The organism is Rhizobium sp. AN68 (genome assembly GCF_030758035.1).
In the GTDB taxonomy this organism is placed as follows: Bacteria; Pseudomonadota; Alphaproteobacteria; order Rhizobiales; family Rhizobiaceae; genus Agrobacterium; species Agrobacterium tumefaciens.
On sequence record NZ_JARWMI010000002.1, the window covers coordinates 1,345,745 to 1,358,872 of the forward strand.

A 13,128-nucleotide genomic window follows, 5' to 3' on the forward strand; every position below is an offset into this window, starting at 1 on the left:
CTGACTTGAGCCGGCATCGTTATTGTCAGTCATATAGGCTGCAGTGCGGATTCTCCAATCCGCCACGCGTAGACACGGTGTCGCCGAAATGTGAACGACGGTTGTTTCAGGCGATCGTCTTGCGGTCGAGGATGAAGAGATTTTGGTGGGCGCGCGCCGTCGTGAGAATGAAATCCATCAGCGAGCGCACGCGCGGCACATTGGCAAGGTCCTGATGGCTTGTCAGCCAGTAACCCCGCCGCAGTTCCACTTCACCTGCCAGCACCATCTGCAGGTCCGGAAAGCGCGCGGCGATGAAGTTGGGCAATATGCAAAGGCCACGTCCGCTCAGCGTTGCAGTCAACTGCGCAAAAATGCTTGATGACTGGAAGTTAGGCCGGAGGCCGGGCATCACGTCGCGCATGTAATCGAGGCCCGGCGAGAAGATGAGATCCTGCACGTAACCGATAAAGAAATGATCGGGCAAATCTTCGCGCCGGGTGATTTTCGGGTGGCTGGCAAGATAGGAACGCGATGCGTAGATATGCAGCGTGTAATCGACGATCTGTTCGTTGATGTAGGGGCCTGCTTTCGGCGGATCGAGTGTGACCGCCACATCCGCTTCTTTCTTCGACAATGCCATGATCTGCTGGATCGTAACCATCTCCACCATGATGTGCGGATGGGTGACGGCGAAGTCTTTCAGCCTTTCCACGAAGAAAAAGTTGGAAAAACCTTCAGGCGCACTGAGCCTGACCACGCCGCGCAGCAGGCTGCCGCTTTCGGAAATATCCGATTGCAATCTTTCCGCTTCCGCCTCGATGCGCTCGACGGTATCGACCAGGCGCCGCCCGACCGTCGTCAGTTCGTAACCACGTGGATTTCGCTCGAACAGTTTGGTTTTAAGCGAGAATTCCAGCCGGTCGATGTGGCGGGAGACGGTGGCGTGGCTGGTGCGCAGACTACGCGCTGCCGATGAAAGTTGCCCGGTGCGGGCCACCGCCAGAAAATATTGCAGGTCGTCCCAGGTAAAAGGCGTGGCCAATTCGGTCTCCATTGCCAGGTCTGTTCAAAAATGAACAGTTCCTGTTCGCAATTTGATGATGCCCCGCTCTTGTGTCAACGGCCGAATTCGAGAAGTCTACATAGGGAGGCGCTGCTTTGAGGAGGGTGGCGCGACCGTTGTGGTGCAATACCGTGGGACGATCGCCATGCGCCTTCGTTCACCGTTGCACAGACCTATCTGAGGCTCGCAATCATCTCTGGGAGGAGAAGTCATGCGCAAGAGTATCGTTTTATCCACGGCCATGGCACTGGCGGCAGGCACCGCCGCTTACGCTGCCGAGATTTCGGACGGCAAGGTCAAGATCGGCATCTTGAACGACCAGTCGGGCGTCTACGCCAATTTCGGCGGTAAATACTCTTATGAGGCCGCGAAGATGGCGGTCGAGGATTTTGGCGGCAAGGTGCTGGGCGCGCCGGTGGAAGTGGTAACGGCTGACCACCAGAACAAGGCGGATGTCGCCTCCAACATCGCCCGGCAGTGGTACGACACCGAACAGGTCGATTCGATCATGGAACTGACCTCTTCCTCGGTCGGCCTTGCCGTGCAGGCTCTCTCGAAGGACAAAAAGAAGATCACCATCAACACGGGCGCTGCGACCACGGAACTGACGGGCAAGCAGTGCAGCCCCTATGGTTTCCACTGGGCCTACGACACCTATTCGCTGGCAGTCGGCACCGGCGGTGCGCTGGTGAAACAGGGTGGCGACAGCTGGTTCTTTCTGACTGCGGATTACGCCTTCGGTTATTCGCTGGAAGAAAACACGTCCAACTTCGTCAAGGCCAATGGCGGCAAGGTGCTGGGTTCCGTGCGCCATCCGCTGGCCTCTACGGATTATTCCTCCTTCTTGTTGCAGGCGCAGTCATCAGGCGCGAAGGTCATCGGCCTTGCCAATGCCGGTCTCGACACCTCCAACGCCATCAAGCAGGCCGCTGAATTCGGTATCGTTGCGGGCGGGCAGCGGCTGGCGGCCCTTCTCTTTACGCTTGCCGAAGTGCACGGCCTCGGTCTCGAAGCGGCTCAGGGCCTGACGCTGACGGAAGGGTTCTATTGGGACCGCGACGATGAATCGCGCAAATTCGGCGAACGGTTCAAGGAACGCACCGGCGCCATGCCGAACATGGTCCACGCTGGTACCTATTCCGCCGTGCTGCATTACCTGAAGGCCATCGATAAGGCCGGCACCGACGATGCTGACGCCGTGGCAAAGGCCATGAAGGAAATGCCTGTCAACGACGTCTTCTCGAAGGATGGCCATGTGGCCGCCAATGGCCGCATGATCCACGACATGTATCTGATGGAAGTAAAGAAGCCGGATGAGAGCAAGCAGCCGTGGGACTACTACAAGGTGCTTGCCACGATCCCCGGCAAGGAAGCCTTCATGGACCCCGCAAAAAGCGGTTGCCCGCTGGTAACGCAGTAAAAGGGGGAACTTCATGATGATCGCTCCCGCCCCTGCCGGTCAGGCGGAACCCCGCGTCGTGCTTTCGGCGCGCGGTCTCTCCAAGACCTTTGGCGCATTCGCGGCCGTGAAAAACGTCGATCTCGACGTCCATCATGCCCGCGTGCATGCACTTATTGGGCCGAACGGCGCCGGCAAAACCACGGTCTTCAACCTGTTGACCAAGTTTCTCCAGCCGACAGGCGGGGCGATCACCTTCATGGGAACGGATATAACAAAGACGCCGCCGGACAAGGTGGCGCGGCTCGGTCTCGTCAGGTCTTTCCAGATATCGGCGGTGTTTCCGCATCTGACGGTTCTTGAGAACGTGCGGGTGGCGTTGCAGCGGCCGAATAACCTTTCAACGCAATTCTGGCTGCCGCTCTCTTCACTCGACAGGCTCAATGCACGTGCCGAGGAGTTGATCGCAACGGTTGGCCTGACACGGGAAAAAAATGCACTTGCGGCCGATCTTTCCTACGGTCGCAAGCGCGTTCTTGAAATCGCCACCACGCTTGCGCTCGACCCGAAGGTATTGCTTCTCGATGAGCCGATGGCGGGCATGGGGGGCGAGGATGTCGCGCATGTCGCCGATCTCATCCGCGAAGTGGCCAAAACGCGCGCGGTGCTGATGGTCGAACACAATCTGAAGGTCGTGGCGGATATCTGCCATCAGGTCACGGTGCTGCAGCGGGGCGAAATTCTGGCGGAAGGCGATTACGCCACCGTATCCGCCGATCCGCGCGTGCGTACGGCCTATATGGGCACGGAGGAGGCGTGATATGGCGGCAATGCTCGAAGTCTCCAACCTGAAATCCTGGTACGGCGAAAGCCAGGCGCTGCACGGTGTCGATCTGACCGTCGGCGAAGGCGAAACCATCACCATTCTCGGGCGCAATGGGGTTGGCAAGACCACGACGCTGCGCACCATCATGGGCATCATCCGCAACCGCAAGGGCGTGATCAAGCTCGGCGGCAAGGATCTGATGCCGGTGCCGTTGCATCGCACGGCGAAATACGGCCTCGGTTTCGTGCCGGAAGAGCGCGGCATCTTCGCGACACTGAGCGTCGAGGAAAATCTGAAACTGCCGCCCGTCGTCGCATCCGGCGGCATGACGCTCGATGAAATCTACGAGCTGTTTCCCAATCTTTACGAACGCCGGGCGAGCCCCGGCACCAAGCTTTCCGGCGGCGAACAGCAGATGCTGGCCATGGCGCGCATCCTGCGCACAGGGGTCAAGGTTCTCCTGCTCGATGAGCCGACCGAAGGGCTTGCGCCTGTAATCGTGCAGCGCATCGGCGAGGTGCTGAAGACCTTGAAAAGTCGTGGCATGACAGTGGTTCTGGTCGAGCAGAATTTCCGCTTCGCCAGCCGCATCGCGGATCGTTTCTACCTGATGGATCATGGCCAGATGGTCAGCAATTTTCCGGTGGGCGAGCTTTCCGGCCGCATGGGCGAACTCAATAAAGTGCTGGGGGTTTAACGATGACGATGCTCTTCGGCGTTCCGCTTCAGGCCCTGCTCGGGCAATTGCTGATCGGTCTCATCAACGGGTCGTTCTATGCGCTCCTGTCGCTCGGCCTTGCCGTCATTTTTGGCCTCCTGCGCGTCATCAATTTCGCCCATGGTGCCCAATATATGCTTGGCGCTTTCGTCGCCTTTCTCGGCCTGCAATATTTCGGCATCAGCTTCTGGTGGGCACTGTTGGTGACGCCGCTTGTCGTTGCACTTTTCGGCGCGATCATCGAGCGCCTGCTATTGTCGCGGCTTTACGATCTCGATCCGCTGTATGGGCTGCTCTTCACCTTCGGCCTGGCGCTGGTGGTGGAAGGCACGTTCCGCTGGCTGTATGGTGCGGCGGGTCAGCCTTATTCGGTTCCGCGCGAGCTTGCCGGCGGTACCAATCTCGGTTTCATGTTCCTGCCGAACTACCGCGCTTTCGTCGTTGTCATCTCGCTTGTCGCCTGCATCGCCACCTGGGCGTTGATCGAAAAGACGAGGCTCGGCTCCTATCTGCGGGCGGCGACGGAAAATCCGACACTGGTGCAGGCCTTCGGTATCAACGTGCCTGTGCTCCTGACGCTGACCTACGCGCTGGGCGCGGGCCTTGCCGGCTTCACCGGCGTGCTGGCCGCGCCGATCTATCAGGTCTCACCGCTGATGGGCACCAACCTCATCATCGTCGTCTTCGCCGTCGTCGTGGTCGGCGGCATGGGGTCGATCATGGGCGCCATCGTCACCGGCTACATGCTGGGTATCGCTGAAGGCCTGACCAAGGTGTTCTACCCGGAAGCGTCCAACATTGTCATCTTCGTCATCATGGCCTTTGTGCTGCTCATCCGCCCCGCCGGACTTTTCGGAAAGGACGCCTGATATGTCCAAAGCCACTCACAACCCGACAGCCGGCGCGATGCCGCAGGCCGAGGTTTCCGCAACCGCTGGAACCATCAAGACCGTGCTGATACTGGCAGGATTGGCCGTGCTGATCGCTGCACCGATGTTCGTTTATCCGATCTTTCTGATGAAGCTGCTTTGCTTCGCGCTGTTTGCCTGCGCCTTCAATCTGCTGATCGGTTACACCGGCCTGCTTTCCTTCGGCCATGCGGCATTTTTCGGCGGCGCTGCCTATTTCACCGCCTATTCGGTGAAGGAATGGGGCGTCACGCCCGAGATCGGCCTCCTCATTGGCATGGCGGGTGCCGCCCTTCTTGGCCTCGTCATCGGCTTTTTCGCCATTCGCCGGCAGGGCATCTATTTCGCCATGATCACGCTTGCCTTGTCGCAGATGTTTTATTTCTTCTGCCTTCAAGCACCCTTCACCCATGGTGAGGACGGGTTGCAGGGCGTGCCGCGTGGACACCTCTTCGGCCTTCTCGATCTCAACGCGCCGCTGAACATTTACTACACGGTGCTTGCCGCCTTCGTGCTGGCACTTCTCGTCATCTGGCGTTTCGTCAACTCGCCCTTCGGCATGATCCTGAAATCCATCCGCGAAAACGAGCAGCGCGCCATTTCTCTTGGATACAGCGTGCAGCGTTACAAGCTTGGTGCTTTCGTCATGTCGGCGGCGCTTGCCGGTCTTGCGGGCGGCCTGAAGGCGCTGGTGTTCCAGTTCGCAACCTTGACCGATGTGGCCTGGCAGATGTCGGGCGAGGTTATCCTGATGACCCTGCTTGGCGGTATTGGCACCATGATCGGCCCGATCTTCGGTGCGGGGCTTGTCGTCGCGCTGCAGAACTATCTCGCGACATCCGATTTCCCGGTCACCATCATCACCGGCCTCGTTTTCATGGCCTGCGTTCTGGTGTTCCGGCGCGGCCTGATCGGTGAATTTTACGCTTCGCGGCTCGGGCGAAAACTGGGTTTTCAGCACCGGGGATAAGAATTTTTGAAACAGGGGGAAGGCTCCTCCGCGTCCGGGGCGACGCGGCAAGGGCGCCCCATGGAGAATAGCATGGCGGAATTTGACTATATCGTCATCGGAGCGGGAAGTGCGGGATGCGTTCTCGCCAACCGCCTCTCGAAAGACCCGAACAATCGCGTCCTGCTGCTAGAAGCGGGCGGCAACGATAATTATCACTGGATCCATATTCCGGTCGGTTATCTCTATTGCATCAACAATCCGCGCACCGACTGGTGTTTCAAGACGGCGGAAGAACCTGGGCTTAACGGAAGGTCGTTGATCTATCCTCGCGGCAAGGTTCTCGGCGGCTGCTCCTCCATCAACGGCATGATCTATATGCGCGGTCAGGCCCGCGACTACGATGTCTGGCGTCAACTTGGCTGCGAGGGTTGGGGATGGGATGATATCCTGCCCTATTTCCTGAAGTCGGAGGATTTTTATCGCGGCAAGGGCGACATGCATTCCACCGGCGGCGAATGGCGGGTGGAGAAGGCGCGCGTGCGCTGGGATGTGCTTGATGCCTTTCAGCAGGCGGCGGGTGAGGCCGGCATTCCTGCGACCGAAGATTTCAACCGGGGCGACAATGAAGGGGCCGGTTATTTCGATGTGAACCAGCGGTCGGGCTGGCGCTGGAACACGGCCAAGGCTTTTCTGAAACCGGCGCTTGGCCGCCGGAATTTGACAGTCATGACCAAGGCCCATGTCAAGCGTCTCATTGTCGAAGAGGGCTTGGTCACCGGCGTCGAGTTTCACCACGACGGCGTCTTGAAAAAGATGCGTGCACGGCGCGAAACGGTGCTTTCGGCAGGTGCAGTCGGTTCACCGCACATTCTGGAGCTTTCCGGCGTTGGCCGCGGCGACGTGTTGCAGGCCGCCGGTATCGACACAGTGACGGAAGTTCAAGGTGTGGGCGAGAACCTGCAGGATCATCTGCAATTGCGCATGGTCTATAAGGTTTCAGGCGTCCTGACGCTGAATGAGAGGGCCTCCACCCTGTTCGGAAAGGCAAGGATCGGCCTCGAATATGCTTTGACCCGCTCCGGGCCGATGTCGATGGCGCCGAGCCAGCTTGGTGTCTTCACCCGTTCCTCTCCGGAAAAGGAGACGGCGGATCTGGAATATCATGTCCAGCCGGTGTCACTCGACAAGTTTGGTGATCCGGTTCACACTTTTCCGGCCATTACGGCAAGTGTCTGCAATCTGCGGCCCGAAAGCCGAGGCTCAGTGCATGTGAAAGGACCGGATTTCGCCATGCAGCCGGAAATCCGACCGAATTATCTGTCGACGGAAGGCGACCGCCGGGTAGCCATCGATTCCATGCGGCTGACGCGCCGCATCGTCAACCAGCCCGCCTTTTCGCGGTTCAAACCGCAGGAATACCGGCCCGGCCCCACTTTTGAGAATGACGACGATCTGGCCCGCGCTGCGGGCGATATCGGCACGACCATATTCCACCCCGTCGGCACCCTGCGCATGGGCTCCGATGCCGAAAGTGTTGTCGATACGCGGCTGAAATTCCGCAAGCTTGCAGGTCTGCGTGTGGCGGACGCCTCCATCATGCCGAGGATCACGTCCGGAAATACCAATTCGCCAACGATCATGATTGCCGAAAAGGCTGCCGACATGATCCTTGCGGATAATCGCTAAGAGGAGCGTTCCCATGAAGACCGTCGCTTTTATCGGACTTGGCCATATGGGCCTGCCGATGGCCGCCAATCTCGTCAAGGCCGGTTATGCCGTCAGGGGTTTCGACCTTTCCGAGGCATGCCGCGCGGCGGCGAGGGAGGCCGGAATTCCCGTCGCTTTGGATTCTGCCGAAGCCATTGATGCGGCAGAAGTGATCGTAACCATGCTGCCGAAGGGGGAACATGTTGTTTCGGTATATGGTGATCTGGTGCAGAAAATAGCTGCCGGAACGCTTCTCATCGATTGCTCGACGGTGGATATGGACAGTGCCCTGAAGGCACACGAGCTTGCCGCTTCCGCCGGTTGCCCCTCCGTCGACGCGCCTGTATCTGGCGGTACGGGCGGTGCCAGTGCCGGCACCTTGACCTTCATGTGTGGCGGAGAGGCCGAGGCTTTCTCGGCGGCCAAGCCGGTGCTGGAAGCCATGGGCAAGAAGATCGTCCATTGCGGCAAGGGCGGCAACGGCCAGGCGGCCAAGATCTGTAACAACATGATCCTCGGCATTTCCATGATTGCGGTTTCCGAGGCCTTCGTGCTGGGCGAAAAACTCGGCCTTTCGCATCAGGCGCTGTTCGATGTCGCCTCCACCTCATCGGGTCAATGCTGGTCGCTCACCACCTATTGCCCGGTGCCGGGACCAGTGCCGACATCACCGGCGAACAATGATTATCAACCGGGTTTCGCTGCGGCGCTGATGCTGAAGGATTTGCTACTCTCGCAGGCGGCCGCGAGTGGAGCCGGCGTTGCCACTCCACTTGGCGCCGCAGCATCGACGCTTTATGAGAACTTCGTGGGTGAGGGCGGTGGCGCGCGTGATTTCTCCGCAATCGTCGAAATGCTACGCGGAGGCGAGGCATGATGGACGCCACGCCGTCGGATATTCTGTGGGTACCGCCAACGGAAAGGCTGGAGCACTCGGCGCTTTTTGCCTTTGCCACAAGGACCGCATCGCTGCATGGGCTTTCGGCTGATGATTATTCCGGCCTGCTGCGCTGGTCCATTGAGGCACCGGATGCCTTTTACAATGCCCTGTGGGACGAGCTGGGGATCATCGGCACGCGCGGCGAAAGGGCCTTCAAGCCTGGCGCGACCATGCGGGAAGCCGAGTTTTATCCCGGCGCGAGGCTCAATTATGCCGAAAACCTGCTGCGCGATGCCGATGAACGGTTGGCGATCATCGCCCATCGCGATGATGGCACGCGGCGTGAAATCAGCCGCAGGCAGCTTTATGCGGATGTCTCCCGCATGGTGCAGGCGCTTGTCCACGCAGGCGTGCAGGAAGGCGATCGTATCGGCGCTATCGTCACCCACGATATCGAGGCGATCGTCGGTTATCTGGCAACGAGCGCCATCGGAGCCATCTGGTCGTCCTGTTCACCGGATTTCGGCCCGGCGGGGGCGTCCGACCGGCTCTCGCAGATCGATCCGAAAATCCTCATCGCCGTGCCGGAATACGGTTATGCCGGCAAGCGGATCGATGTCGGACCGACCATCCGCGCGGTGGTGGAAAGCGCTGCACCTCAAAAGATTGTGCTGATTGGTGACGTTGTTCCCGCCAGCCTTTCCGATCTCGGCTGCGTGACGTTGAATGATTTCGTTTCGCCCTTTGAGCCGGGTGAAATCGCGTTCAACCGACTGCCGGTCAAGGCGCCGCTGGCGATCCTTTATTCCTCCGGCACCACCGGCAAGCCGAAATGCATCACCCATTCCGGCGGTGGCCTGCTTCTTCAGCATATGAAGGAGCAGAAGCTGCAATGCGATATCAGGCAAGGCGAACGTTTCTTCTATTTCACCACCTGCGGCTGGATGATGTGGAACTGGCAGGTGTCCGGCCTGGCGCATGGCGCCACCCTCGTCACCTATGACGGCAACCCGGGTTATCCGTCGCCCGCGCGGCTGATCGATCTCATTGACGCCGAACGGATCGCGACCTTCGGAACATCGGCCAAATTTATCGACGCATGCCTGAAGGCAGGGTTGAAACCGCGCGAAACCCATGACCTTTCATCCCTTCGGACAATCCTTTCCACCGGCTCGCCGCTCATCCCGCAATCCTTCGATTATATCTATCGCGACTGGAAGGCCGATCTGCATCTCGCCTCCATTTCCGGCGGCACGGATATATGCGCCTGTTTCCTTGGCGGCAATCCGCTGCAACCTGTTCATCGTGGGGAGCTGCAGGGCGCGATGCTCGGTATGGATGTCGATACCCTGGACGATGAAGGCCATCCCGTTCGCGGCGTGGCTGGTGAGCTCGTGTGCCGCAATGCCCATCTTTCCATGCCGGTCAAATTCTGGGGCGATGAGGACGGTTCTCGTTATCAGGCTGCCTATTTCGATCGCTTCCCAGGCATCTGGGCGCACGGCGATTTTGCCGAAATGCGTGCCACCGGCGGATATGTCATCCACGGGCGCTCGGATACGACGCTCAATCCCGGTGGGGTTCGCATCGGTACGGCGGAAATCTACCGTCAGGTGGAAGCAGTGCCGGAGGTCGAGGAAGCGATTGCCGTGGGTCAGGACATTGACGGTGACCAGCGGGTTATCCTCTTCGTGCGCCTTAAAGAGGGTGCAGCGCTGACGGAGGTCCTCGAAAAGACCATCCGTACGCGCATCCGCTCGGGTGCTACGCCACGACATGTTCCGGCAAGGATCATTGCCGTCACGGCCATTCCCCGTACGCGCTCGGGCAAGATTTCCGAAATCGCAGTTCGCGACACCATTCATGGCAGGCCGGTGAAAAACACCGACGCGCTCGCCAATCCCGAAGCGCTCGAGCTTTTCCGCAACCTGCCGCAACTGAAGGATTAGGATGATGGAGGATCAACCGAAAACCGTTCTGGTCACCGGCTCCACCAGCGGCATTGGCCTTGCCATCGCCACACGTTTTGCCGAGGCGGGATTTCTCGTCGCCGTCCACGGCATAGAAACCGTGGATGCGGCGACGCAGGCACTGGAGGCGGTTGCGAAGGTGGCGCGGCACCGGCCGGTCTATTTTTCCGCCAACCTCGCCAATTATGACGAGAGTGCACATCTGCCGGAAACCGTCATTGCCGAATTCGGTCATATCGACGTGCTCGTCAACAATGCCGGTATCCAGAAGGTCGCGCCGATCGACGAATTCGATTTCGCCGATTTCTCCCATATTGTCGCGATCTCCCTCGACAGCGCTTTTCATACGATCCGTGCAGCCCTGCCGGGCATGAAGGAAAGGGGTTGGGGGCGCATCGTCAATATTGCTTCCGCGCATGGGTTGCGCGCCTCACCCTTCAAGGGTCCCTATGTGGCGACGAAACATGCCGTGGTGGGCCTGACGAAAAGCGTGGCGCTGGAAGTGGCCGAACTTGGCATTACCTGCAACGCCATCTGCCCCGGTTACGTCTGGACGCCACTCGTCGCGGCGCAGGTTGCCGATCAGGCGCGCCTGCATGGCATGGGCGAGGATGAGGTGGTGAAGAAGGTGATGCTTGCGCCGCAGCCGACTCGACGTTTCGTGCAGCCGGAGGAAGTGGCGGAGATGGCGCTTTACCTCACCGGCGATATGGCGCGCTCCATCACCGGCACCACCATTTCCATCGATGGCGGCTGGACCGCTAAATAATTTTCGCGCATCCGGCTCAAGCGAACGATCTGCTATCCTTCCGGTATTGTGGGGCGATTTCAATACTGTATAGTTTTGCGTGCGGCGGGGTCAGCGCCGTGTTCACGGAACAGCGGTATTATGAACACAGGGTTTTCGGAAGCTCCGTTAGCGCGCTCGCGTTTCGATACACGCCATGTGCCGAAGCGCGACGCCATGGCGCTGTGGCGGGATTCGATCAACGTGCTTTTTGATGCCCGCCTGCGCAGATCGCAGGATGACGGGTTTTTTGCCAGTGTCGATGCAGCCTTCATCGGCAATGTCGCGCTTGGCCGCACCCAGTCCTCGGCGCAGGATTTCGACCGCTCGCGCCACAAGATTGCCCGGGACGGGATGGACGGCTTTCTCCTGCAATTTTACGCCAGCGGCCAAAGCATGTCGCGGCGCGGAGCGGGCGAGACTGCCGGCCCGGGCGATCTCTACATCATTGACATGGCGCAGCCGCTGGCCACAGCCACAACCGATCACGATCATCTGAGCCTTGTCGTGCCGCGCCGGCTGCTGGAAGGCAGGCTCATCGGTTCCGGCAATAATCACGAGCGCGTGCTGCCAGCCGGTTTGCCCCTGGTATCTCTGCTGCGGGAAACGATGACCAGCGTTTACCGCCACTTTGACGTCATGAACGCCAATGACGGCGCGGCCACGGTCTCGCCATTGCTGGAGCTTGCCGCGGCTGCCATCAATAATCATGTCCGGGAAGACAATGCGCAGGGTGTTCAGCGGGCGCTGCGAGCATCCATCAGGCGCTATATCGACAATCACCTGCTCGATCCGGCCTTGTCGGTGGAAAAGGTCATGGGCGAGTTCGGCGTATCGCGACGCACCGTCTACCGGCTTTTCGAACCGCTGGGCGGGTTTTCGGCCTGCATCACCCATAGGCGCCTCGAACGGGCAATGGATTTCCTGCGGGCGCCGCAGTCGGCCCATATGACGATAGCTGAGGTGGCGGCGTCCTATGGCTTCACCAACCCGGAAAATTTCAGCCGCGTTTTCAAGAAGACCTTCGGCCTGTCGCCGCGTCAGATGCGGCATTTCGCATCCGAAAACCGCGATACCATACCGGATATTATCAAACCGGATAGCGCAGAGTGGACACGCTGGATCGTGCAGCTCGGTCGCTGACGCGATTGTTTCGAAGCCGATCTGACACTGTATGACGGAATGTTGGCACAATCCGACCATTCGTTCCGCTTGTACCTTCGCAGGGATGCGCTTGCGCGGCGGGCGTGCCACAGTGCGGACGTTGTTTTTAATAGATATTTCGCCTGACAATCATGATGATACGAATTCTCAATTTTCTGGAGATGCTGCCCGTATGGCGGGTGCGTCGCCGCGACACGACGAGATACCTCGAAGCCGCCGGCGACCAATGCGACTTTGAAACGGCGGGACCACCGCTGTGGCTGTCGATTTCTGAAAACCCGCCGGAAATCCAGTGCGAAACCGAAGACGTCAATCGCCGGCCACCATTCTCGTGGCTGGGGATTGGGCAAAGTTTCAGTGCGGTCGATGAGTGCGACGGTGCCGGTTGCGATAGACTTGCGGTCGCAGAGTACGGCTAAGCTGATTTTGCTGTCTGGAACAAACTGTGTCCCTGTGAATTAAATCACCAGGGTTACAGGGAGTGAGAGACATGGCCAGAGAAAATACCAGCTATCTTGGCGGTCGGCATGATCCGAAAAATGAAACCGCAACGCGGGCGCGGCAAGGGGTAAAAGGACGTCCGGTTCTTGTCATCCTGGTTGTCAGTCTGCTTCTCGCGCTGGTGGTCTGGACGGTCGTCGAATATGCGGTTTTTGAACCCGACGAGAACCGGCCGCAAAACGCTCAGACGGAGACTGCGCCGGCGCCACAAAACCCATAACCATCATGCCGTGAAATTTTTCACGGTGAATGTTGAGTTTGTATGGAACCA

Annotated in this window: 13 protein-coding genes; 12 read left to right on the forward strand and 1 reads right to left on the reverse strand. The window is 59.2% G+C overall.

Annotation, left to right across the window (positions count from 1 at the left end; all coding sequences use genetic code 11):
* Positions 1-106: 106 nt before the first annotated feature.
* Complete coding sequence (locus tag RBH71_RS09625) at positions 107-1,024, reverse strand: LysR family transcriptional regulator (protein ID WP_025595208.1); 918 nt, start codon at positions 1,022-1,024, stop codon at positions 107-109.
* Between the two features lie 232 nt (positions 1,025-1,256).
* On the opposite strand from RBH71_RS09625, the gene RBH71_RS09630 reads away from it, so the two are divergent.
* The 12 genes from RBH71_RS09630 (at position 1,257) to RBH71_RS09685 (ending at position 13,077) form a co-directional block, all read left to right on the forward strand.
* Complete coding sequence (locus tag RBH71_RS09630) at positions 1,257-2,465, forward strand: ABC transporter substrate-binding protein (protein WP_013762102.1); 1,209 nt, start codon at positions 1,257-1,259, stop codon at positions 2,463-2,465.
* A gap of 13 nt (positions 2,466-2,478) precedes the next feature.
* Entirely contained in the window at positions 2,479-3,264 is a 786-nt protein-coding gene (locus tag RBH71_RS09635; protein ID WP_025595206.1) for an ABC transporter ATP-binding protein, read from the forward strand.
* A 1-nt stretch (position 3,265) separates the two neighbouring features.
* The gene (locus RBH71_RS09640) at positions 3,266-3,967 is read left to right on the forward strand and encodes an ABC transporter ATP-binding protein (protein ID WP_004431956.1); all 702 of its coding nucleotides are present in this window, start codon (positions 3,266-3,268) and stop codon (positions 3,965-3,967) included.
* 2 nt (positions 3,968-3,969) lie between these two features.
* A complete protein-coding gene (locus tag RBH71_RS09645; protein WP_019566514.1) occupies positions 3,970-4,857 on the forward strand; it encodes a branched-chain amino acid ABC transporter permease in 888 nt (295 codons plus the stop codon).
* Between the two features lies 1 nt (position 4,858).
* Positions 4,859-5,866: a branched-chain amino acid ABC transporter permease gene (locus RBH71_RS09650; RefSeq protein WP_019566513.1), complete on the forward strand. Its 1,008-nt coding sequence runs from the start codon at positions 4,859-4,861 to the stop codon at positions 5,864-5,866.
* Positions 5,867-5,938: 72 nt separating this feature from the next.
* Positions 5,939-7,534, forward strand: a complete 1,596-nt coding sequence (locus tag RBH71_RS09655) for a GMC family oxidoreductase (RefSeq protein WP_004431964.1) — start codon at positions 5,939-5,941, stop codon at positions 7,532-7,534.
* A gap of 13 nt (positions 7,535-7,547) precedes the next feature.
* Positions 7,548-8,432, forward strand: a complete 885-nt coding sequence (mmsB, locus tag RBH71_RS09660) for a 3-hydroxyisobutyrate dehydrogenase (protein WP_004431967.1) — start codon at positions 7,548-7,550, stop codon at positions 8,430-8,432.
* Positions 8,429-10,384, forward strand: coding sequence for an acetoacetate--CoA ligase (locus RBH71_RS09665; protein WP_323687265.1), 1,956 nt, complete (start codon positions 8,429-8,431; stop codon positions 10,382-10,384). The genes mmsB and RBH71_RS09665 overlap by 4 nt, the downstream gene beginning before the upstream one ends.
* A 4-nt stretch (positions 10,385-10,388) precedes the next feature.
* Positions 10,389-11,174, forward strand: coding sequence for a 3-hydroxybutyrate dehydrogenase (locus tag RBH71_RS09670; RefSeq protein WP_065663276.1), 786 nt, complete (start codon positions 10,389-10,391; stop codon positions 11,172-11,174).
* Between the two features lie 117 nt (positions 11,175-11,291).
* On the forward strand, positions 11,292-12,335 hold the full coding sequence (locus RBH71_RS09675) for a helix-turn-helix domain-containing protein (protein ID WP_050923926.1): 1,044 nt from the start codon (positions 11,292-11,294) through the stop codon (positions 12,333-12,335).
* A 152-nt stretch (positions 12,336-12,487) separates the two neighbouring features.
* On the forward strand, positions 12,488-12,775 hold the full coding sequence (locus RBH71_RS09680) for a hypothetical protein (RefSeq protein WP_233284963.1): 288 nt from the start codon (positions 12,488-12,490) through the stop codon (positions 12,773-12,775).
* 71 nt (positions 12,776-12,846) lie between these two features.
* On the forward strand, positions 12,847-13,077 hold the full coding sequence (locus RBH71_RS09685) for a hypothetical protein (protein WP_004431981.1): 231 nt from the start codon (positions 12,847-12,849) through the stop codon (positions 13,075-13,077).
* The last annotated feature ends 51 nt before the right edge of the window (positions 13,078-13,128 follow it).

What these genes read in the sequence shown, in the direction of transcription:
- RBH71_RS09655 (WP_004431964.1), top strand. Translation starts at nt 5,939, where the DNA reads ATGGCGGAATTTGACTATATCGTCATCGGAGCGGGAAGTGCGGGATGC.
- RBH71_RS09670 (WP_065663276.1), top strand. Translation starts at nt 10,389, where the DNA reads ATGGAGGATCAACCGAAAACCGTTCTGGTCACCGGCTCCACCAGCGGC.
- RBH71_RS09635 (WP_025595206.1), top strand. Translation starts at nt 2,479, where the DNA reads ATGATGATCGCTCCCGCCCCTGCCGGTCAGGCGGAACCCCGCGTCGTG.
- RBH71_RS09630 (WP_013762102.1), top strand. Translation starts at nt 1,257, where the DNA reads ATGCGCAAGAGTATCGTTTTATCCACGGCCATGGCACTGGCGGCAGGC.
- RBH71_RS09685 (WP_004431981.1), top strand. Translation starts at nt 12,847, where the DNA reads ATGGCCAGAGAAAATACCAGCTATCTTGGCGGTCGGCATGATCCGAAA.
- RBH71_RS09650 (WP_019566513.1), top strand. Translation starts at nt 4,859, where the DNA reads ATGTCCAAAGCCACTCACAACCCGACAGCCGGCGCGATGCCGCAGGCC.
- mmsB (WP_004431967.1), top strand. Translation starts at nt 7,548, where the DNA reads ATGAAGACCGTCGCTTTTATCGGACTTGGCCATATGGGCCTGCCGATG.
- RBH71_RS09645 (WP_019566514.1), top strand. Translation starts at nt 3,970, where the DNA reads ATGACGATGCTCTTCGGCGTTCCGCTTCAGGCCCTGCTCGGGCAATTG.
- RBH71_RS09640 (WP_004431956.1), top strand. Translation starts at nt 3,266, where the DNA reads ATGGCGGCAATGCTCGAAGTCTCCAACCTGAAATCCTGGTACGGCGAA.
- RBH71_RS09680 (WP_233284963.1), top strand. Translation starts at nt 12,488, where the DNA reads ATGATGATACGAATTCTCAATTTTCTGGAGATGCTGCCCGTATGGCGG.
- RBH71_RS09665 (WP_323687265.1), top strand. Translation starts at nt 8,429, where the DNA reads ATGATGGACGCCACGCCGTCGGATATTCTGTGGGTACCGCCAACGGAA.